Origin of the sequence: Pseudomonas sp. CCI1.1, assembly GCF_034348165.1 — a bacterium.
GTDB lineage: Bacteria > Pseudomonadota > Gammaproteobacteria > Pseudomonadales > Pseudomonadaceae > Aquipseudomonas > Aquipseudomonas paracarnis.
This window is the reverse complement of the sequence record NZ_CP133780.1, coordinates 5,984,449-6,005,065: the sequence shown is the minus strand read 5'-3', so window position 1 is coordinate 6,005,065 and position 20,617 is coordinate 5,984,449. Positions and strand designations below refer to the sequence as shown.

At 61.3% G+C, this 20,617-nt stretch carries 19 protein-coding genes; 10 read left to right on the top strand and 9 right to left on the bottom strand.

The features are described from left to right. The first annotated feature begins 34 nt into the window (after positions 1 to 34). The 4 genes from RHM69_RS27210 to rlmF all read left to right on the top strand — a co-directional run bounded on the left by RHM69_RS27210 (position 35) and on the right by rlmF (position 5,158). The gene (locus RHM69_RS27210; RefSeq protein WP_014717072.1) at positions 35 to 463 is read left to right on the top strand and encodes a DNA polymerase III subunit chi; all 429 of its coding nucleotides are present in this window, start codon (positions 35 to 37) and stop codon (positions 461 to 463) included. Between the two features lie 7 nt (positions 464 to 470). Further along, the gene (locus RHM69_RS27205) at positions 471 to 845 is read left to right on the top strand and encodes a hypothetical protein (protein ID WP_003188844.1); all 375 of its coding nucleotides are present in this window, start codon (positions 471 to 473) and stop codon (positions 843 to 845) included. Between the two features lie 211 nt (positions 846 to 1,056). After that, positions 1,057 to 3,903, top strand: a complete 2,847-nt coding sequence (locus tag RHM69_RS27200) for a valine--tRNA ligase (protein ID WP_005785134.1) — start codon at positions 1,057 to 1,059, stop codon at positions 3,901 to 3,903. Positions 3,904 to 4,141: 238 nt separating this feature from the next. Next, entirely contained in the window at positions 4,142 to 5,158 is a 1,017-nt protein-coding gene (rlmF, locus tag RHM69_RS27195; RefSeq protein ID WP_014717070.1) for a 23S rRNA (adenine(1618)-N(6))-methyltransferase RlmF, read from the top strand. A 77-nt stretch (positions 5,159 to 5,235) separates the two neighbouring features. Here rlmF and RHM69_RS27190 read toward each other — a convergent pair whose 3' ends face one another. Further along, the gene (locus RHM69_RS27190; protein WP_003188840.1) at positions 5,236 to 5,517 is read right to left on the bottom strand and encodes an HU family DNA-binding protein; all 282 of its coding nucleotides are present in this window, start codon (positions 5,515 to 5,517) and stop codon (positions 5,236 to 5,238) included. A 397-nt stretch (positions 5,518 to 5,914) separates the two neighbouring features. Here RHM69_RS27190 and yejK point away from each other — a divergent pair, with 397 nt between their 5' ends. Both yejK and RHM69_RS27180 read left to right on the top strand, forming a co-directional pair. Beyond that, positions 5,915 to 6,919 carry a nucleoid-associated protein YejK gene (yejK, locus tag RHM69_RS27185; protein WP_014717069.1) on the top strand — a complete coding sequence of 335 codons (1,005 nt, stop codon included), beginning with the start codon at positions 5,915 to 5,917 and terminating at the stop codon, positions 6,917 to 6,919. After that, complete coding sequence (locus RHM69_RS27180) at positions 6,919 to 7,269, top strand: glutaredoxin family protein (RefSeq protein ID WP_200599140.1); 351 nt, start codon at positions 6,919 to 6,921, stop codon at positions 7,267 to 7,269. The genes yejK and RHM69_RS27180 overlap by 1 nt, the downstream gene beginning before the upstream one ends. Positions 7,270 to 7,405: 136 nt before the next feature. Here the strand turns inward: RHM69_RS27180 and RHM69_RS27175 are convergent, their stop codons facing one another. The 6 genes from RHM69_RS27175 to RHM69_RS27150 all read right to left on the bottom strand — a co-directional run bounded on the left by RHM69_RS27175 (position 7,406) and on the right by RHM69_RS27150 (position 13,561). After that, positions 7,406 to 9,646, bottom strand: coding sequence for a TonB-dependent receptor (locus RHM69_RS27175; protein ID WP_020301211.1), 2,241 nt, complete (start codon positions 9,644 to 9,646; stop codon positions 7,406 to 7,408). 155 nt (positions 9,647 to 9,801) lie between these two features. Then, positions 9,802 to 10,779 carry a FecR family protein gene (locus RHM69_RS27170; protein ID WP_168223665.1) on the bottom strand — a complete coding sequence of 326 codons (978 nt, stop codon included), beginning with the start codon at positions 10,777 to 10,779 and terminating at the stop codon, positions 9,802 to 9,804. Beyond that, positions 10,776 to 11,354, bottom strand: coding sequence for an RNA polymerase sigma factor (locus tag RHM69_RS27165; RefSeq protein ID WP_014717065.1), 579 nt, complete (start codon positions 11,352 to 11,354; stop codon positions 10,776 to 10,778). The genes RHM69_RS27170 and RHM69_RS27165 overlap by 4 nt, the downstream gene beginning before the upstream one ends. A gap of 7 nt (positions 11,355 to 11,361) precedes the next feature. Next, complete coding sequence (locus RHM69_RS27160; RefSeq protein ID WP_019817655.1) at positions 11,362 to 11,688, bottom strand: DUF3325 domain-containing protein; 327 nt, start codon at positions 11,686 to 11,688, stop codon at positions 11,362 to 11,364. After that, complete coding sequence (locus RHM69_RS27155; protein WP_200599139.1) at positions 11,688 to 13,262, bottom strand: PepSY-associated TM helix domain-containing protein; 1,575 nt, start codon at positions 13,260 to 13,262, stop codon at positions 11,688 to 11,690. The genes RHM69_RS27160 and RHM69_RS27155 overlap by 1 nt, the downstream gene beginning before the upstream one ends. Beyond that, the gene (locus tag RHM69_RS27150; protein WP_014717062.1) at positions 13,259 to 13,561 is read right to left on the bottom strand and encodes a DUF3649 domain-containing protein; all 303 of its coding nucleotides are present in this window, start codon (positions 13,559 to 13,561) and stop codon (positions 13,259 to 13,261) included. Before RHM69_RS27150 ends, RHM69_RS27155 begins: the two co-directional genes overlap by 4 nt. A gap of 171 nt (positions 13,562 to 13,732) precedes the next feature. Here RHM69_RS27150 and RHM69_RS27145 point away from each other — a divergent pair, with 171 nt between their 5' ends. From RHM69_RS27145 to fecA, 3 genes are all read left to right on the top strand, one after another. Next, complete coding sequence (locus tag RHM69_RS27145) at positions 13,733 to 14,221, top strand: sigma-70 family RNA polymerase sigma factor (protein WP_014717061.1); 489 nt, start codon at positions 13,733 to 13,735, stop codon at positions 14,219 to 14,221. Beyond that, on the top strand, positions 14,218 to 15,159 hold the full coding sequence (locus RHM69_RS27140) for a FecR domain-containing protein (RefSeq protein WP_014717060.1): 942 nt from the start codon (positions 14,218 to 14,220) through the stop codon (positions 15,157 to 15,159). Before RHM69_RS27145 ends, RHM69_RS27140 begins: the two co-directional genes overlap by 4 nt. Before the next feature lie 91 nt (positions 15,160 to 15,250). Further along, on the top strand, positions 15,251 to 17,587 hold the full coding sequence (gene fecA / locus RHM69_RS27135; RefSeq protein ID WP_191949108.1) for a TonB-dependent Fe(3+) dicitrate receptor FecA: 2,337 nt from the start codon (positions 15,251 to 15,253) through the stop codon (positions 17,585 to 17,587). Positions 17,588 to 17,651: 64 nt separating this feature from the next. Here the strand turns inward: fecA and RHM69_RS27130 are convergent, their stop codons facing one another. Next, entirely contained in the window at positions 17,652 to 18,524 is an 873-nt protein-coding gene (locus RHM69_RS27130; protein ID WP_014717058.1) for a LysR family transcriptional regulator, read from the bottom strand. 104 nt (positions 18,525 to 18,628) lie between these two features. Here RHM69_RS27130 and RHM69_RS27125 point away from each other — a divergent pair, with 104 nt between their 5' ends. Then, on the top strand, positions 18,629 to 20,140 hold the full coding sequence (locus RHM69_RS27125; protein ID WP_014717057.1) for an MFS transporter: 1,512 nt from the start codon (positions 18,629 to 18,631) through the stop codon (positions 20,138 to 20,140). A gap of 57 nt (positions 20,141 to 20,197) precedes the next feature. Here RHM69_RS27125 and RHM69_RS27120 read toward each other — a convergent pair whose 3' ends face one another. Beyond that, positions 20,198 to 20,608, bottom strand: a complete 411-nt coding sequence (locus RHM69_RS27120; RefSeq protein ID WP_003188815.1) for an HPF/RaiA family ribosome-associated protein — start codon at positions 20,606 to 20,608, stop codon at positions 20,198 to 20,200. Between the last annotated feature and the right edge of the window lie 9 nt (positions 20,609 to 20,617).

The following is a 20,617-nucleotide window of genomic DNA, read 5'->3' as shown; positions in this document are numbered from 1 at the left end:
CAGAGGGGCCATCAGGCCAACCCCAGGATTTTCAATGCCCCAAGTCGACTTCTATATATTGCCCAGCGCCGATCCCCTCGCGCGCCTGGACTTTGCCTGCAAACTCACCGAAAAAGCCTGGCGTATGGGCCATCGCATCTACCTGCACTGCAGCGATGCCGCCCAACGTGACGAACTTGATGCCCGTCTGTGGCGCTTCAAGGGCGAAAGCTTCGTGCCCCACGGCCACGCCGAGTCCGAACCTGAAAGCCTGGTTGTGCTGGGCTTGGGAGACAACTGCGGCGATCACCATGACTTGCTGGTCAACCTCGACCTGAAAGTACCGGCCTTTGCCCAAGCGTTCGCCCGTGTGGCGGAAGTGGTGGTGGAAGACCCGGCTATTCGTCAGGCTGCGCGGGAGAGTTTCCGTTTCTACCGTGAACAGGGCTATCCTCTGCAAGATCACCGGCTACAACGACTTTGAGTACATGATGGACACTCCAAACCCGCTGAAAAAAGACGACCACCTGCTGGATGACCTGGAGTCGATCCGTCAGTTGCTGGGTGATGACAACCTGCAACCGCCGCTGCTGACCGAGACGGCCGATGGCGAGGTACAGATCCCGCTGCTGTTCGACATGGTCGGCGGCAAGCCTGCCGCGCCGGCACCTGTGGTTGCTGAACCCGCCCCAGCCGCCGAAAAAGCCCCCGATGCCCTGCTGCTGCACCTGGACAACGAACTGCGCGCCGCCGCGCAATTGATCATGCAGGATGTGATCGACGACTTTGCGCCGCATATCGAAGCCGAGATCAAGCGTCGGATGGATGCGCGGATGGAGCGGTTGCTCAGCCAATACCAGAACTGAAAGTCCCCCCCATCCTTGTGGGAGCTGGCTTGCCTGCGATGGCGGCGCATCAGTCGCCGACGATGCTGACTGAAACACCGCCATCGCAGGCAAGCCAGCTCCCACATTAATTCTGCATCGGTCTTAAACCGTCTTCACCTCGCCCTCGCCCCTATCCCCCGTTATACTTGCCGGCTTTCCTGAATAAATGCCAACTAGGGTCCCGCCGCGCATGGATAAGACCTACCAGCCCCACGCTATCGAAACTTCCTGGTACAACACCTGGGAGTCCGAGAACTATTTCGCCCCACAAGGTGCGGGCGACTCGTACACCATCATGATTCCGCCACCGAACGTCACTGGCAGCCTGCACATGGGCCACGGCTTCAACAATGCGATCATGGATGCGTTGATCCGCTTCCGCCGCATGCAGGGTCGCGACACCCTGTGGCAACCGGGCACCGACCACGCCGGCATCGCCACCCAGATGCTGGTGGAACGCCAACTGGAAGCCACCGGCCAGAACCGTCACGACCTGGGTCGCGAGAAATTCCTGGAGAAAGTCTGGGAATGGAAAGACCAGTCCGGCGGCAATATCAGCCGTCAGATCCGTCGCCTGGGTTCGTCCGTAGACTGGAGCCGCGAGCGCTTCACCATGGACGACGGCCTGTCCGAAGCCGTAAAGGAAGCCTTCGTGCGCCTGCACGAAGACGGCCTGATCTACCGCGGCAAGCGCCTGGTCAACTGGGACACCAAGTTGCACACGGCGATTTCCGACCTTGAAGTGGAAAACCACGACGAGAAAGGCTTCCTGTGGAACCTCAAGTACCCGCTGGCCGACGGCGCCAAGACCGCTGAAGGCAATGATTACCTGATCGTCGCCACTACCCGTCCGGAAACCATGCTCGGCGATGCCGCCGTCGCTGTTAACCCGAACGACGAGCGCTACCAGGCGCTGATCGGCAAGTTTGTCGAACTGCCGCTGGTTGGCCGCCGCATCCCGATCATCGCGGATGACTATTGCGACCCTGAGTTCGGCACCGGCTGCGTGAAAATCACCCCGGCCCACGATTTCAACGACTACGAAGTCGGCAAGCGCCACAACCTGCCGCTGCTGAACATCTTCGACAAAAATGCCGCCGTATTGCCGGCCTGCCAGGTGTTCAACCTGGACGGCTCGCTGAACGACAGCATCGACGGCAAGATCCCCGCCGAATACGCAGGTCTGGACCGTTTTGAAGCGCGCAAGCAGATCGTAGCTGCCTTCGACGCCGCCGGTTTGCTGGTCAGCGTCGACGACCACGGCCTGAAAGTGCCGAAGGGCGACCGCTCCGGCACCGTGATCGAGCCGTGGCTGACCGACCAGTGGTACGTGTCCACCAAGCCGCTGGCAGAACCTGCGATTGCCGCCGTGGAAGATGGCCGCATCCAGTTCGTGCCCAAACAGTACGAAAACATGTACTTCTCGTGGATGCGCGACATCCAGGACTGGTGCATCAGCCGTCAGCTGTGGTGGGGCCACCGTATTCCGGCCTGGTATGACGAATCGGGCAAGGTTTATGTAGGCCGCGACGAAGCCGAAGTGCGTGCCAAGCACAACCTCGGCGCCGACATCGCGCTGCAACAGGACAACGACGTACTGGACACCTGGTTCAGTTCGGGCCTGTGGACCTTCTCTACCCTGGGCTGGCCGCAGCAGACCGAGTTCCTGAAGAAATTCCACTCCACCGACGTGCTGGTCACCGGCTTCGACATCATTTTCTTCTGGGTTGCCCGGATGATCATGCTCACCATGCACCTGGTGAAGAACGAAGACGGCACCCCGCAGGTACCGTTCAAGACCGTGTACGTACACGGCCTGGTACGCGACGGCCAGGGCCAGAAGATGTCCAAGTCCAAGGGCAACGTCCTGGACCCGCTGGACATCATCGACGGCATCGACCTGGAAACCCTGGTGCAGAAACGCACCTCGGGCCTGATGCAGCCGAAACTGGCGAAAAAGATCGAGAAGCAGACCCGCGACGAATTCGCCGACGGCATCGCCAGCTACGGCACCGACGCCCTGCGCTTCACCTTCTGCTCGCTGGCCTCCACCGGTCGCGACATCAAGTTCGACATGGGCCGCGTCGAAGGCTATCGCAACTTCTGCAACAAGATCTGGAACGCGGCGCGCTACGTGCTGGACAAAGGCGAAGACTGCGGCCAGAACGGCGAAGCCTATGAGCTGAGCCTGGCGGATCGCTGGATCATCTCGCAGCTGCAGCGCACCGAAGCCGAAGTGACCCGCCAGCTCGACCAGTTCCGTTTCGACCTGGCCGCACAGGCCCTGTACGAGTTCATCTGGAACCAGTATTGCGACTGGTACCTGGAACTGTCCAAGCCGGTACTGTGGGACGAGAACGCCCCGGTCGAACGCCAGCGCGGCACCCGTCGCACCCTGGTGCGCGTGCTCGAAGTGGCGCTGCGCCTGGCGCATCCGTTCATGCCGTTCATCACCGAAGAAATCTGGCAGCGCCTGGCGCCGCTGGCCGGTATCGAAGGCAAGACCATCATGCTGCAACCTTGGCCGGTGGCCAACGAAGCGCGCATCGATGAGGCCGCCGAAAGCGATATCGAATGGCTCAAGACCCTGATGCTCGGCACACGCAACATCCGCGCCGAGATGAACATCGGGCCGGGCAAGCCGCTGGCCGTGTTCGTCAAGAACGCCAGTGCCGAAGACCAGCGTCGCCTCAGCGAGAACGATGCGCTGCTCAAGAAACTGGCCAAGCTGGAGTCGATCACCGTATTGGCTGCCGATGCCGAAGCACCGTTGTCTGCCACCGCGTTGGTCGGTGATATGGAAGTGCTGGTGCCGATGGCCGGCCTGATCGACAAGGGCGCGGAACTTGCCCGCCTCGACAAGGAAATTGCGCGCCTGCAAGGCGAAGTGCAGCGAGTGGGCGGCAAGCTGTCCAACGCGGCGTTCGTTGACAAAGCGCCAGCTGAAGTGATCGAGAAAGAACGCGCCAAGTTGGCCGAGGCTGAACAGGCCTTGGGCAAGCTGGCGGAGCAACACGCGCGGATTTCCAGCCTGTAAGGGGAAACCATGTAGAGAAAGAGGCCTTCGGGCCTCTTTTTTTGTCCAGGAAAACGACACCATTTCCCAATCAAAACCCTATCCCTGTGGGAGCTGGCTTGCCAGCGATAGCATCACCTCAGTCTGCCTGATACACCCAGTCGCCTGCATCGCAGGCAAGCCAGCTCCCACATTTGACCGAGTTGTCCCCGGGAATGTGTGACAATGACCGCCACTTTGAGCCAAACCCAGAATCATCATGACCGCCCCCACTACGCCCAAACCTCCGCGCAAGAAGCCTAAAACCGCCGCCACGGCCAAACCCGTCGCGCCACGCAAAGAGGCCACCCTGCACCCGCGCAACCGCCACACGGGCCGTTACGACTTCCCGGCGCTGATCAAGACCACGCCTGAACTGGCCAAATTCGTGATCATCAACCCCTACGGCAAAGAGAGCATCGACTTCGCCAGCCCGGATGCAGTGCGGGTGTTCAACCGGGCGCTGCTCAAGTCGTTCTATGGCATCCAGCATTGGGATATCCCGGCGGACTACCTGTGCCCGCCAGTGCCGGGGCGTGCTGACTATGTGCATTTCCTCGCCGACCTGCTGGCCAGCGTCAACGACGGCAAGATCCCGCGAGGCTCGATCGTCAAGGTGCTGGACATCGGTATGGGCGCCAACTGCGTGTACCCGCTGATTGGCTATATGGAGTACCGCTGGAACTTCCTGGGCTCGGAGGTCGACCCGACCGCCGTGGCCGCCGCCAAGGCCATCGTGCAGTCCAACGACCTGAGCAAGGTCATCCAGCTGCGCCAGCAACCCAACCCCAAGCAGATCCTGTTGGGCCTGCTGGAGCCGGGTGAGCGCTTTGACCTTACGATGTGCAATCCGCCCTTCCATGCATCCATGGACGAAGCCACCAAAGGCAGCGAGCGTAAATGGCGCGCCTTGGGCAAGGCCGACCCGAAACGCAAGTTGCCGGTGCTTAACTTCGGTGGTCAATCGGCCGAACTGTGGTGTGAAGGTGGCGAAGCGCGGTTTGTGACGCAGTTGATCGCCGAAAGCGCTCACTTTGCGCATAAAGTGCTGTGGTTCAGCACCCTGGTGTCCAAAGCCTCCAACTTGCCGGCGATCGAAACGGCGCTGAAAAAAGCTGGCGTGCTGGAAAGCCAGGTAGTAGAGATGTCCCAGGGGCAGAAGCAGAGCCGCTTTGTGGCCTGGACGTTCCAGACCAAGAACGAGCAGCAGATCTGGCGCCAGCGCTGGGTTCGATAAGCCCGCCACACAATAAAAACGCAGGCAATAAAAAACCGTGCCCGGATCACTCCGAAGCACGGTTTTTTTGCTGCGTCTTACTTGTTAACAGCGTCGGTCAGGCCTTTAGCCACAACCAGCTTGATAACTTTCTTGGCAGCGATTTCGATGGCAGCGCCAGTCGAAGGGTTACGGCCAGTACGGGCAGGACGCTCGGTCACTTTCAGTTTGCCAACGCCTGGCAGAGTGATTTCGCCGCCATTTTCCAGCTGATCAGCAACAACTTGGCTCAGTTGGTCCAGCAGAGCACGCACGGTAGTTTTCGGTGCGTCTACTGCTTCAGCCAGGTCAGCGATCAGTTGGTCTTTAGTAATAGCCATTGTGGTGTTCCTTCCCTATCAAATTCATATGGATTGCAGAGTGCAGTGTCAGCCGTCGAGCCCGACCGTCATGGCCTGGCATCCCCGGCCATAACCACGGAGATCGGGGTTATAGATGCTTGAAACGGGGATTGGTTCGACCTGACAAATGCTGAATGCACGCTTAACGCCGAGACTTGGCGTAAGACGGGGCAAAACTAGCACAGAGACGGGGAAATATCCGCCTCAACATACCCATTTGGTCAGCTTTATCGCTCTAAACCGTGAAAAAAAGGCATATGGCCAGTCACAGGGCGTGCAAAATGCCGTTCGGGGCACGTCTTGACCAATGGGTGCGGTACACTGGGCGACTTTTCGGGGAGGCCAACCGCTCCCCCTTCAACCAGCCGAGAAGCCTATGCCGATCCGTCATTGCATCGTCCACCTGATCGACAAAAAACCCGACGGCACACCCGCAGTTCTTCACGCCCGCGACACGGAACTGGCCGAGTCCGCCGCCATCGAGAACATGCTTGCCGACCTCAACGAGAGCTACAACGCCAAACAAGGCAAGGCCTGGGGTTTCTTCCATGCCGAGTCCGGCGCGCACCCGTTCAGCGGTTGGTTGAAGGAGTACTTTGACGGTGGCCAGGACTTCACCAGCTTCAGCCGCACGGCGGTAGAGCACCTGCAGAAGCTGATGGAGGAATCCAACCTCTCCACCGGCGGCCATGTGCTGTTTGCCCATTACCAGCAAGGCATGACCGACTACCTGGCCATTGCCCTGCTGCACCACAGCGAAGGCGTGGCGGTGACCGACGAGCTGGACGTGACGCCCTCGCGCCACCTGGACCTGGGCCAGTTGCACCTGGCGGCGCGTATCAACGTCTCCGAGTGGCAGAACAACAAGCAGTCCAAGCAGTACATCTCGTTCATCAAAGGCAAGAACGGCAAGAAGGTCTCGGAGTACTTCCGCGACTTTATCGGCTGCCAGGAAGGCGTGGATGGCCCGGGCGAAACCCGCACCCTGCTCAAGGCGTTCAGTGACTTCGTCGAAAGCGAAGACTTGCCCGACGAGTCCGCCCGCGAGAAAACCAAGACCCTGGTGGACTACGCCAGCAGCCAGGCGAAGCTCGGCGAACCCATGGGCCTGGAAGAGCTCTCGGGCCTGATCGATGAAGACCGGCCAAAAGCCTTCTACGACCACATCCGCAACAAGGATTACGGCCTGTCGCCGGAAATTCCGGCCGACAAACGCACCCTCAACCAGTTCCGCCGCTTCACCGGGCGCGCCGAGGGCCTGTCCATCAGCTTTGAAGCGCACCTGCTGGGCGACAAGATCGAGTACGACGAAGCCGCCGGCACCTTGATCATCAAGGGCCTGCCGACCCAACTGACCGACCAGCTCAAGCGCCGTAACTGATGCTGGGCGGGGTACTCAAGAAAGTCCTGCTGGTGTTGCTGGTGGTGGTTGCGATCCAGAACTGGGGCAAGGTGGAACGGCTGTTCAACCCGTCCCAGGTGGCGCCCGAGCACGTACGCGCCTCTGCGCGGGTGGTGCTCTATGCCACCGAGTGGTGTGGGTACTGCAAGCAGATCCGGCGTTTTCTCGACCAGAAGGGTATCCCGTACCGGGCCGTCGATATAGAGAAGGATGCCGAGGCGCGCAAGGCGTACGAGGCACTGGGCGGTGGCGGGATTCCGTTTGTGGATGTAAACGGGACCTTGATTCGCGACTACAACCCTGAAGCGATCATGGCCGCCCTGAAGTAACACCCAATCAAATGTGGGAGCTGGCTTGCCTGCGATGGCGGTGTAATAGGTTCAATACCTGTGACTGACACACCGCTATCGCAGGCAAGCCAGCTCCCACACAAGTCAGCTCTGCACATTGGGCTTGCGGGTGGGCTTAGAAGTTGGCTTCCAGCGACACCATCGCCGTGCGCTCCTCACCCACGTTGTAATACGCCGTGCTCGCCCCCAACCCGTTCACCGGCGCCGAGTTGAACGCCACCGTACGCGCCGAACTCAAGTACTCCTTGTCGAACACGTTGAGCATCGAAAACCGCAGTGCCGCCGACTTGATGACCTTCTTATCCACCGGCAAATAAATACCCGCGTTCAGGTCAAACACCGTACGGCCTTCAATCTTCTCCTTGTTGGTCAAATCGCCATAGAAACTGCCGACATATTTGCCTGCAATGTTGCCGTAGAACCGCGAATCGTCATACCCGAACACCAGGTTGAACATGTTTTCCGGCACGTTGGCCAATTGCTTGCCCGAGGTTGGTAGCAGCACGTTCTTGCTGAGCAGGTCGTCCTTCTGCTCAGACTGGGTGTAGGTATAGGACGCGTAGTAATTGAAGTTGTGCGGCAACAGGCCGCTCCATTCCAGCTCCAGGCCTTTGTTATCGACAGTGCCGACGTTGAGCACCATGTAGTCACCGCTGGCGTCGGTGGTCGAGACCTGGCGATCCTTGAAGCTGATGTAGAACAGGGTCGCACTCAAGGCCATGTCGTCTTCGGTGTAGCGCCAGCCCAGTTCCTGGTTCCAGCTCAATTCGGACTTGAGGCTGACGGAGTCGCCCTTGTTGTACAGCACGTAGTTGGGCGGCGTGCGCATATTGCGGGTGACGTTGTAGAACGCCTGGTTGCTTTCATCGACCTGGTACTTGGCGCTGAAGTTGGGCAGGAACTGGTGGTAGCGGGTGTTACGCTTCTCCGGTGTGTCGTACAGGCTGCCGAGGTTGTTGCCGTCACGCTCGACATATTGGTAGGCCACGCCGCCAACAAAACTCAGGTCCGGTGTGGCTTGCCAGTTGTCCTGTACCCAGAGCTTCTGCGCGGGAGTGACGGTGTAGTAGTGACGGCCCTGGACCGTAGCGCCGTTTTTGTCGACCACCTGGCCGCCGCTGTTGTAGTCGCCCCACACATCGTCGGGGGCACCTTCGTTGTTAATGCCGATAAAGGGCTGGGTCTGGCGCTGGCGTGCGCGTTCGTACCAGTAGCCATAGTCCAGGCTGTGTTCTTCGTTGATGTCCCACTTCATTTTCGCCGTGAAGCCAGGGCGCCAGGTTTCGGTCCACGAAGGGCGGTAATAGTTGGCCGATTGCAGGTTACTCAGGTCGTAGTTGCCGGCCTTGTCGGACTTTGGCCCCAGGTTGGAAGCCGTCTGGCCGCTGAAGCTGCCACCGTTGGCCCAGTAGTAATACGGCGTGAGCGTCAGCGACAAATTGTCCTGCAGTTGCCAGCGCTGGGTCAGCGTAGCGTTGACGCTTTCGAACGGGTTGCGGTTGAGCTTGTAGGACGCCGACAGCAAACCAGCCTTGTACACCGGGCTTTGCGCGTAATCCTTACGCCGTCCTTCGGTGTCGAACTGCGCCTTGCTAAGGCTGTTGTAGTTGTAGTTTTCCTGCTTGTTGTACTTGATCGTGGCCAATGTGGAGTTGCCGTTATCCCCTTCGAACAGGCTGCTCCACTCGATCTTGTCGCTGCGCAGAGTGCCCTTGCCGCGCCATTTGTCACCTTCCAGGTGGGATGCCGACACCCAGGTTTTCAGGCCACCCACATCCCCGGTGTTCGCTCGCACGAAGGTCTTGCGCAGGGCGTTGGCACCGACGATCTGTTTGGCGAAAACCCCGGCGTCCTTGGTCGGGCGAATGGTGATCATGCCAATGTTGCCGCCGCTGGAGCCGATGTGCGGGCCGTCGGCCTCGGAGGAACCTTGGGTGGCGAACACTTCGGCCAGGTTTTCCGGGTCGCCCAACTGGTTGGAGTACACACTGTAGTTGCCCGAATCGTTGATCGGCACGCCGTCCACCGAGACGCCGACCTGGTCGGAACTCATGCCCCGCATGGTAAAACTGGTGCCACTGGTGCCGCTGGCGTCATCACTGGAAACGTTGATGCCCGGCGTGTACTTGAGCTTGTCGATGGCGTTGGCGGTGGCCGACATTTCGTCCATGGCTTGCTTGGTCACCGTCGAGCGTGCCTTGGCACTTTCTTCGAGAATCATGTGGCCGCTGCCAAGGGTTTGCTTGCCGGCGATGTTCACCGAGCCTACATCCTGGGCATCATCGGCCAAAACCAGCGGCGCAAAGCCGCCCAGGCCCGATGCGAGGAGCAGGGCATAAAGAGTGTTGTGGTTCACGTGTAGATCCCTTACTGACATTGTTGTGTTGTATGGGGCAGATGCGAGCTTCCTGACCACTTGTTCAGGAACCCAGGGATGATCCACGGCACGTGTAACCGTTTGGTGACAGGTTGTGGCGATTGCGATGAAGGTTCGATGAAGGCGCTGCGGGCCTAGCGCACCACAATCATGCGGCCCAACAGGCTGTGCTGTTCAAAGCCCAACACCGCTTGCAAGGCGTTCAAGACCGCTACGGGGTCCTGGCTCGGAAAGCTGCCGCTGACGCGTTTGGCGGCCATGTTTTCGTTAAGCAGAAGAATTCGGCCGGGGTAATAACGCCTCAGGTCCTGGACCACATCGGCCAGGGGTGCCCTGTAGTAGTTGAGCCAACCTTCGCGCCAGGCCAGGCGTGAGGCGCTGTCGACCCCATGCAAAGGGTCGGCAATACCGTCGGCATAGGCCACTTGCTGGCCCGCTGTCAGCACCTGTTGCTGGCCCTGTTTGGAGGGCGTCACGCCCACACGGCCGGACAGCACAGTGACCTCGGCGCCGTCAGGTTGCAGGCGCACTTCAAACTGCGTTCCCAGTACTCGCGTTTCACCGCCGTTCGCCTCCACCACGAAGGGTTGGCCGGTGTGGGTCACATTGAAAAAACCTGCACCACGGCGCAGTTGGATGTGCCGTTCGCCCTGGCTGAAATCTACAGAGATGGCGCTGTCGGCGTCGAGGGTGACCTTGGATTGATCGGCCAGGGTGAAGGTCTTTACCTCACCCGGCGCCGTCACATAATCGGCGCCCCACTCATCGACCCAGCGTGACGGCTGCCAACCGGCGCCCATCGACACCATCAGCAGCAGGCAGGCGGCGACGGCCAAGGCACCAGACCAACGCGCTACCCGGGAGCGTTTGGAGGCGTTGATCGTATTGAGGTAGCGCTGCAAGGCGAGCGCGTCCTCATCGGCCAGTTGGCGCGCCGGTACTTCGCTTAATTCCCAGAGCACCTGGGCTTGGGAGTAGGCCTCGACGTGTGCGGGATCTGCACGTAACCAGCGGCTGAACGTGGCCTGGTCGCCGCTGCTGGGCTGGTCATGCAGCAGGCACAACCAATCGAGTGCGGCCTGTTCCTGGGCGGGCGTGGGCGTGACGTTCACGGGGCTTTCCCTGGCATGCGTGGAGGCGGTGGTTCGCGAAGGCTGGCCTTGCAGGCTTCGAGGGCGCGCATCATATGTTTTTCCACGGCGCTTTGGGACAGGCCCATGGCCTTGGCGATTTCGGCGTACTTGCGGCCGTGGATGCGGTTAAGCAGGAAAATCTGGCGGGTGCGCTCGGGCAAGCTGCGCAAGGCGGCTTCCACATGGCGCAGATCATTGCCCGCCTCCAACGCTGCCTGGGGTTCGCAGCCTTGGTGGTCAGATTGTTCCGGCAGCCAGCCTTCGCTGCTGCGTGCTCGCGCGCCTTCGCTGCGCAGGTGGTCGATGGCGATGTTGCCGGCGCAGCGCAGCAGGTAGGTGCTCAATTCTTCGACCTGCACCAGCGGGCGACGCCAGAAGCGCAGGAACAAATCCTGCACCAGGTCGGCTGCCGTGGCGCGGCAACCCACACGGCGGCTGACCAACGCCTCCATTTGCGAGCGCTGGGACAAAAACACCTGCAGGAAATGCGCGCGTCCCCCCGCTGCATCCGCGTGCGGAGTGTCCTGAGGAGATTGCGGTCGATGGCTCCTCATGGCCGGCTCAAGAGAGGGCGAACGCCGCAACAGGGCTGGCCAACAGGGCGAGCCCCGCCAGGATCAAGGCCAGCCTTGGCCGATACGGCAACAGCAACACCAGCAGCAAGGCGCTGAGCATCAACACTGCGCACCACTCCACCAGGCCCTGACTCCAACCGGCGCCCAGCACCGACGGCCAGATCGACACGCCCAGCAACAACCAACCGCCCACCCGCAACCCCAGGCGCCGAATGGCTGTGGGTTTGCTGTGCAGCAATTCGCCGTGGTGACGGTCGGTGGACAAGCACAGTGCCATGAACCCGGCGTAGCACATCAAAAGCGCCAGAAGCATCAGTTGGCCTGCTGCTTGAGTGTTAACCCGCGGGCACGCTCAGCCTTGGGTAGCGGCGCGCTGCGGTGGTGCATCTTCCAGGCTGCCCAGGCGAGGAACGCGCCACTGGCCAGGCAGGTGAGGTCGAAGCCGGCCATCGCCCAGTCGCCGCTTGGCACAGAGACACCCAAGTGATGCGAGGTGGTGATGGCGTTGAGCAATGGAATGGCGGCAAACAACAGCGCGCCGAAGCTCAGTTGCTCGACCCAGCCCTGGCGACCGCGCCGCAGCAAGGCGTGCAACAGGCTCAGGGCCCAGGCGATAAAGAACGCCTGCACTTCCCAGTCGGAACGCGCGGTGAAGCTCACCGGCAGCAGGCGGTTAGCCCAGAAAAACGCCGCGATGGCGATCATCAAGCCAGACATGCTGGCAATATTCAGCACTTCCACCAACCGCAGTTCAAAGGGCATCACCGAGGCCTTGGCATGCTTGAGCTGGCGCTTGCCCAGCCAGATCACCAAGCCTGTGCCGATCATCGCCGTACCCGCCAAGCCGCAGATAAAGTAAAGCCAGCGCAGCACCGGGCCGGCGAAATGGCCCATGTGCAAACCATAGAAACTGCCACCGATGGCCGTCGCCAATGACGGCTCGGCACTGCCTCGCAACAGCTCGCCGGTGGTGCCGTTGAACGACAACGTACTGCCGGAGGCATGCACCACGCTGTCGGAGCCAGCGCGCGACACGTTGACCGACGCGCTGACATCGCCGGGGTTGTTGACCGCCACACGCCCCACATGCCCGCCCTCCCACTGTTCCCGCGCCTGCTGGTACATCGGCATCAACGGCAGCAGTTTGCCCGGCTGGCCGAGGGCCGGCGCATTGTCGGTAGCGGGGAACAGCTCACTGAAAAACGCCCGGCTGTCGTCGCCGTAGGACGCCACGATGGGCGCAGGCATGACCATGCTCATGAAAATCACCAGGCTGCTGTAGGTGATCATCAGGTGAAACGGCAGCACCAACACACCCACCGCGTTGTGCCCGTCCAGCCAGGAGCGCTGGCCTTTGCGCGGGCGGAAGGTGAAGAAGTCCTTGAAGATTTTCTTGTGGGTGATGATGCCGGTGATCAGCGCGACGAACATCACCATGGCGGCGATGGTCGACAGCCAGCGGCCCCACGGGTAAGGCATTTGCAGTTGGAAGTGGAAACGATAGAAGAACTCGCCGCCCTTGCTTTCGCGGGCCTGCACCGGTTGGCCGGTGACGGGGTCGAGGACTTTCTGGATGAAGGTACCGCGCTTGCCGGGTTCGAGCTTGTCTTGCCACATCACCGACAAACCGGGGTCGCGGCGGTTCGGCAAGGTAATGAACCAGCGTGCGGCGGTAGGCGCCTGCTGTTGCAGGTAGTTTTGCGCGACGGCGAGGCTGCGCCCATCGTCCAGGGGATGGGCCTGCACTTCTGGCTGCATCCAATGGGTTATTTCATCTTTGAAATAGGCCAGGGTGCCGGTCAGGAAAATCGCGAACAGCAGCCAGCCGAAGATCAAGCCTGCCCAGGTGTGCAGCCAGGCCATGGCCTGGCGAAAGCCCTCTTTCATGTGCGAGCCATCCAGAAACCAATGCCGGCCAGGGTGGCCAAGAGTGCGCTCGGCACCATCACCCCTGCCCAGGCGCGCCATGCCGTGCGGCAGGCAAAACACCAGAGCACCGCCAGCAGGTAGAACACAAAGGAACTCATCATGCCGGTGACCACCGCATCGGCACGGGAGGTGGGCAGCCAGAGCGCCAGGCAGATGGCGGCCAGGGAGGCCATCAGATAACCGCCAATCACCGCCGCCAGCACGCGCGAGGTGACGGCGAGGCGGTAGGAAACGGGCAATGAGGTTTTGCTTTTCATGCGGCAGGCGCCTGGTTCATCAGCGCGCAATATTAATGATAAATATTCTCATAAGCAAAAGAGAACGGATGAATCACCTGCCTTGGCCGATTGCCGAACCTTGTCATGCGCCCTACAATGCGAACAATTCTTGTTCTCTAAAGCATGTCGAATGCTTGCGGAGTGATCGCGTTGCAGCCGTCCAACCCCGTCGAAGTGTTGTACAACGACCATCACCACTGGCTCACCGGCTGGTTGCGACGCAAGCTCGGCTGCCCGGAAAACGCCGCCGACCTGGCTCAGGACACCTTTATCCGCGTGCTCAGTGCCCGGGAAGCGCCAACGCTGATCGAGCCGCGCGCCTTCCTCACCACCGTGGCCAAGCGCGTGCTGTTCAACTTCTACCGCCGCCAGGACCTGGAGCGCGCCTACCTCGAGGCCTTGGCTCAGATGCCCGAACACGTGGCACCGTCGGAAGAAGACCGCGCAATCATCCTGCAAACCCTGCTGGAACTGGACCAACTGCTCGACGGCTTGCCCAAGCAGGTCAAACGCGCTTTCCTGCTGGCCCAACTCGACGGCCTGACCTACGCGCAAATCGGCGCGCAACTGGGCATCTCCATCGCCACCGTCAAACGCCACCTGACCAAAGCGGCCATGCGCTGCTACTTCGCCCTATGAATGTCTCCAGCCAAGTCGCCGAACAAGCCGTGCACTGGTTGCTGGAAATGCAGCAAGGCACGCTCAACCCACGCCAGCAGGCGGCCTGGCAGCAATGGTTGAATGCCCACAGCGAACACCAACGCGCGTGGGAGCAGATCCAGAGCGTCAACCAACGCCTGCGCGGCGTGCCCCCCCCCCTGGCCCACGCGGCGTTGAACGCGCCTACCTCCCGCAGCCGGCGTCAGGCGCTTAAATTACTGTTGATTGTGGGTGCCGGTTCGGCCGCCGCCTGGAGCCTGCGCCAGCAACATATCCTGCCGCCGCTGACGGCTGACTATCGCAGCCCGGTGGGCCAGCGCCGCACAGTACAACTGGCCGACGGCAGCCAGTTGCAGCTCAACACCGGCAGCGCGGTGGATGTGCATTTCGACGGCCAACAGCGCCTGGTGCGCTTGCTTGAAGGTGAAATCCTGCTCACCGCCCGTGCAGGCCAGACGCCGTTGCACGTGCTGACCGGCCAGGGCCTGCTCAGCAGCCAGGCGGCGCGCTTGACTGTGCGCCAGTTCAACGACCACACCCAACTGGCGGTACTGGCCGGCCAGGTCGAGGTGATGCCCAACCGCTACAACGGCTTGGCGCTGAGGGTCGATGCCGCGCAGCAGGTCAATTTCACCCGCAAAGGCTGGGACACCCCACGCCCCACCGACGCCAACAGCGGCGCCTGGGCCGACGGCATGCTGGTGGCCGCACACATGCGCCTCGAAGACTTCCTCAATGAACTGGGACGCTACCGTCGCGGCCAGCTCCAGTGCGATCCACACGTCGCCAACCTGCTGCTGTCCGGCAGCTACCCGCTGGACGACAGCGAACGCATCCTCGACCTACTGGAAATCAGCCTGCCGGTGAAAGTGCGGCGCTTTACGCGTTATTGGGTGACCGTGCAGGCACGGGTCTGAATTTATTTTACTTTTGTGTGAGCCGTTTTCCGCACCTGGCGTGACAGAGAAGGAAAGCCACCTTGATCCTTCCTTCTCAGGACCGCCCTTCATGCCCCAGCACCCGACGCTTCTCGCCCGTACACTGCGCCAACTCCTGCTCGGTGCCAGCCTCAGCCTGACCACACTGCCGGCGGTGATGGCAGCCGACGCCAAGGCGTACCACATCGCACCTACTACCCTGGAAGCGGCCCTGAATCAATTCGGTCGCGAAGCCGGCGTGTTGGTGTCCTTCGGTTCCGCCGTGACGGCCGGGATGCAAAGCGCTGGGTTGTCGGGCAGCTACAGCGCTGCCGAGGGCTTGCAAAAACTACTGGAAGGCACCGGCCTGCAAGCCCGCGCCGAGGGTGACAACGCCTACAGCCTGCAACCGGCTGGCGCCCCTGCGACCCTGGAGCTGCAGACCTCCAACGTGGTCGGCGACTGGCTCGGTGACGCGGCGCAAACCAACGTGTTCGAGCACCCCGGCGCCCGTGATGTGATCCGCCGCGAAGAATTCGAACGCCAGGGCGCCACTCAGGCTCGCGATGTGCTCAACCGCATCCCCGGCGTCAACGCCCCGGACAACAACGGCACCGGTAGCCACGACATGGCGCTGAACTTCGGCATTCGCGGGCTCAACCCGCGCCTGGCGTCGCGCTCCACCGTGCTGATGGATGGCATCCCGGTGCCCTTCGCGCCTTACGGCCAGCCGCAACTCTCCTTTGCGCCGATCAGCATGGGCAATATGGACGCGGTGGATGTGGTACGCGGCGGCGGTGCGGTGCGCTATGGCCCGCAAAACGTCGGTGGCATCGTCAACTTCGTCACCCGTGCCATCCCGGATGCGCCGACGGTCAAGGGCGGTTTGCAGACCGAGACCAGCCCCTCCTCCAGCCACGACGGCTTCAAGACCACCGGCAACTTGCTGGCCGGCGGCACTGCCGACAATGGCTTGGGGGGCGCGCTGCTGTACTCCGGCACCCGCGGCGGCGACTGGCGCGAAAACAGCAACACGCGCATCGATGACCTGATCCTCAAGGGCAAATACCAACTGGACGACGCCAACAGCTTCAACGCCATGGCACAGTACTACGAAGGCCAGGCCGACATGCCGGGCGGTTTGAACGTCAAGGACTACAAGGCTGATCCGTACCAGTCCACCCGCCCGTATGACAAGTTCTGGGGCCGCCGCACGATGTTCAACGTCGGCTACCGCTACGAGCAGGACCGCCGCGAATTCACGGTCAACAGTTTCTTCACCAAGACCCTGCGCAGCGGCTACCTGGACCAAGGCAGCTTCCTGTCGCTGTCGCCACGGGAATATTGGGTACGCGGCCTGGAAACGCGCTTCGCCCAGGGCTTCGATCTCGGCCCCACCAGCCATGAAGTGGGTGTGGGCTACCGCTACATCAATGAAGCCGGCCACGAACTGCGCTACCGCACGCCGATTGCCGCCAACCAGCAAATCCCCACCACCAACAGCCGCAACGACCGCGATACGCGCGGCGGCACCGAAGCCAATGCGTTCTTCATCGACGACCGCATCGACATCGGCAAGTGGACCCTCACCCCTGGCATTCGCTACGAGATGATCGAGTCCCAGCAGACCAACAACCTGAGCAACGTCAAATACAAGGGCGACTACAACACTGCCCTGCCGGCGCTGAATGTGCTTTACCACCTCACCGACGACTGGAACCTGTACGCCAACACCGAAGGCTCGTTCGGCAGCGTGCAGTACAGCCAGATGCCAAACCGTGTGAACAGTGGCGAAGTGAAACCGGAAAAAGCCCGCACCTGGGAACTCGGCACGCGCTATGACAATGGCAACCTGCGCGCGGAAATCGGTGCGTTCCTGATTAACTTCGACAACCAGTACGACAGCAACCAGACCAACGACACCGTGATCGCCCGCGGTGAAACTCGCCACCAAGGCATCGAGTCGAGCATCAACTACGCCCTCGACGGCCTGAGCCCGGCGCTGGCAGGGTTTGATGTGTACGCCACCTACGCCTATGTGGATGCGACCATCCGCGAAGACGGCCCGAACAAAGGCAACCGCGTGCCCTTCTCCTCCAAGCACAAAGGCACCCTGGGCGTGGGTTACACCGAAGGCCCGTGGAAGCTGAATGTGGACAGCAACTACCAGAGCAGCCAGTTCGCCGACAACGCCAACACCCAGGCCGAAAGCGCCGACGGTGCCAATGGACGCATCCCCGGCTACATGCTGTTCAGCAGCCGCGCAGCCTATGACTTCGGCCCGCAGTTGTCGGATCTGAATGTGGCGGTGGGGGTGAAGAACATCTTCAACAAGCAGTACTACACCCGCTCGTTCGACGACAACAACAAGGGCAAGTACGTGGGTGAGCCGCGCACGGTGTATGTGCAAACCTCTATCGCGTTCTGACTGCAATCTGCAGACTGCAACGCCTCCCACAGTTGATTGTCGGTGTGTTTAGGATTGAATGGGGCTAGCTACCCGCCAGGCAACTCGGGGTGGCGGCCACCAGCGCGTCAATGGCACACCGCGTCTTGGCCGGCATATGCGCCGCCGTCGGCCAGATCACATGGATCGGCGCAGGTTGCTCACGGTAGCTGGGCAGCACGGCCTGCAACTGCCCGCGCAGCGCATAGTGGGCAATCAACCAACTCGGCAACCAGGCCAGGCCTACGCCCGCGATAGCGGCATCGGCTACCGCCTGGAGGTCGTCCACGATCAAGGGCGAAGCCAGGCGCGAGCGCTGCGCGGTGTTGCTGCGGTAGGCAATGCCACGATGAGCGGCCAGGTCGTCGATACTGTCAATGGCACCCTTGCGCTGCAAATACGCCGGTGACGCCGCCAGCCCCATGGCCTGCTGACCCAGGCGGCGGGCACTCAGGCGGTCGGTGTCCGGCAACGGGCCGATGCGCACGGCCATATCGAAGCCTTCCTGCACCAAGTCGATCATGCGGTCGGAAAAACAAAGGTCGATTTCCAGTTCCGGATAACGATCCAGCAAAGCCCACAACGCTGGCGCGGCATAGTGATGACCAAACGCCAGGGGCACGCTCACTCGCAAACGCCCGCGGGGTTGCTGGCGGCCGCTTTCCAGCACGGACTCGGCGGCCTCCAGCTCTGCCAATGCGCGCAGGCAATGCTCGTAGTACGCCTGCCCGTCCTCGGTCAACCGCTGGCGCCGGGTAGAACGCTGTAACAGGCAAGTGCCCAGGCGTGCTTCCAGGCGCGCCAGGCCCTTGCCCACCGCTGAACGCGTGAGGTTCAGGCGCTCGGCGGCTTCGGTGAGGTTGCCGCGTTCAACAATCTGCAGAAAGAGTTCGACACCATCAAAACGTGGGGTAGCCATGCTTAATTGTCGCCTTGTATTCCCTTGTCTAAGGAAAAGTTATCGCCAATAAAGAACCTGATTCCCGAGAGAATAGCCCCTCCCGCTTTCGAAAGGAATGTCGTATGTCCCGCGCCGCCGCACTCTCGGCCCTCACTCCCCCGCGCACCGCCAGGAACGGCCTGGCCCTCACCGCCGTCTGCCTGGTGGCCCTGATGTTCGGCCTGGAAATCTCCAGCGTGCCGGTCATCCTGCCGACGCTGGAACAGGAACTGGGCACGGGCTTTCAAGACGCCCAATGGATCATGAATGCCTACACCCTGGCCTGCACCAGCGTGCTGATGGCGGCGGGGACCCTGGCGGATCGCTTCGGTCGTCGGCGTGTGCTGGTGGTGTGTCTGTGGGTATTCGCCCTGGCCTCACTGGCCTGTGGCTTGGCCAACGATGCGCCGACACTGATCGCGGCGCGGTTCGTCCAGGGCATTGGGGCCGGGGCTATGATGATTTGCCAGTTCGCGATCTTGTCCCATCAGTTCCGCGAACCGGCAACGCGTGCGCGGGCCTTTGCGATATGGGGCGTGATCGCTGGCGTGGGCCTGGGTTTCGGACCGATGGTGGGAGCCTTGATCCTGGCCGTGGCGGACTGGCGCTGGGTGTTCCTGGTGCATGTACCGCTGACCCTGTTCACCTTGGCGTTGTTGCACATCAGCGTGCAGGAATCCCGCGACCCGGCCAACCATCGCCTCGACATCGCCGGCATGCTGACCATGACACTCACGGTGTTTGCGCTGGTTTATTTCATCACCCAGGGCAGCGAAATCGGCTTTGGCGCGCCGGCGATGCTCGGCTGGGCCGGCCTGGCGGTCTTCGGGCTGCTGCTGTTTATCTTGATTGAGCGGCGCAGCGCCCATCCGATGTTCGACTTCTCGGTGTTCCGCATCCAACGCTTCAATGGCGCGTTGATGGGCTCGATCGGCATGAACTTCAGCTTCTGGCCGTTCATGATTTACCTGCCGTTGTACTTCCAGGCAGGCCTGGGTTACGACACGCTGACCACCGGCGCCGCCTTGCTCGCCTACACCTTGCCCACTTTGCTGGTGCCGCCGCTGGCCGAACGCCTGGCCCTGCGCTTTGGCGCCGAACGCATCATTCCCCTGGGCCTGGGGACAATGGGCGCAGGATTCATGGGGATGGCCGCCGTTAATTACGCCGGACAACCCAGCACCGCGCTGGTGCTGCTCAGTTGCGTGATCGCCGGTATCGGGCTGGCGTTGACCAATTCGCCGACCACCAACACCACCACCGGCTCCGTCTCGAATGACCGCGCAGGCATGGCCTCGGGCATCGACTTCAGCGCACGGCTGATCACCCTCGCGCTCAATATCGCGCTGATGGGCCTGGTGCTGTTATTGGGGATCAGCCACAACCTGGCCCACGTGCTGCCTGACAGCACAACACTGGAGTGGACAAGACTCAGCCAGCATATTGCCGCCGGCAAGCTGGATGCGCCGGGGCTGACCGTTCAGGATGCGCAAACAGCGCTGCGCAGCGGCGCCGGCTGGGCCATGTTGTTTGCGGGGTTGGGCGCCTGCGGGCTGGCGATGCTGAGCCGGCATTTCTTCCGGCGTGAGCGCTGAACGAAAAACGGGCCTGCATGTGCAGGCCCGTTTTCAGTGGGGGGAATAAAAAAACAATCAGCCGTTAATAGCAGCGTTTTCGTTTTCCAGGAATTCCTCTTCCAAAGCGTCTTCGTTCACTTTGTTGATTGGCTGGTTTTTACCGGCAGCGCGCGGCTTGCCTTGCAGTTTGCCAAACAGATGTTCCAGTGCGTGGTCGAGCTTGACTGCGGCGCCATCGATCGCTTGCTCCAGCGTATCGGCTTTATGGCACACGGAAACTGGTTGATGGCCCTTTGGCCGTGCTTCCAGACGGCAACTCAAATCGTGAGGGCCGGGCTTGTCGCCGTTCTCGTCTCGCAGGTAGACCTCTACACGGGTCAGGTCTTCTTCGTAGCGTTCGAGCGTGCTCTCAATGGTAGTACGTACCCACTCCTCCAGTCGGATGCTGCTTTCAATATGGTTATCGCTATTGACTTGGATTTGCATAGTTCTTCC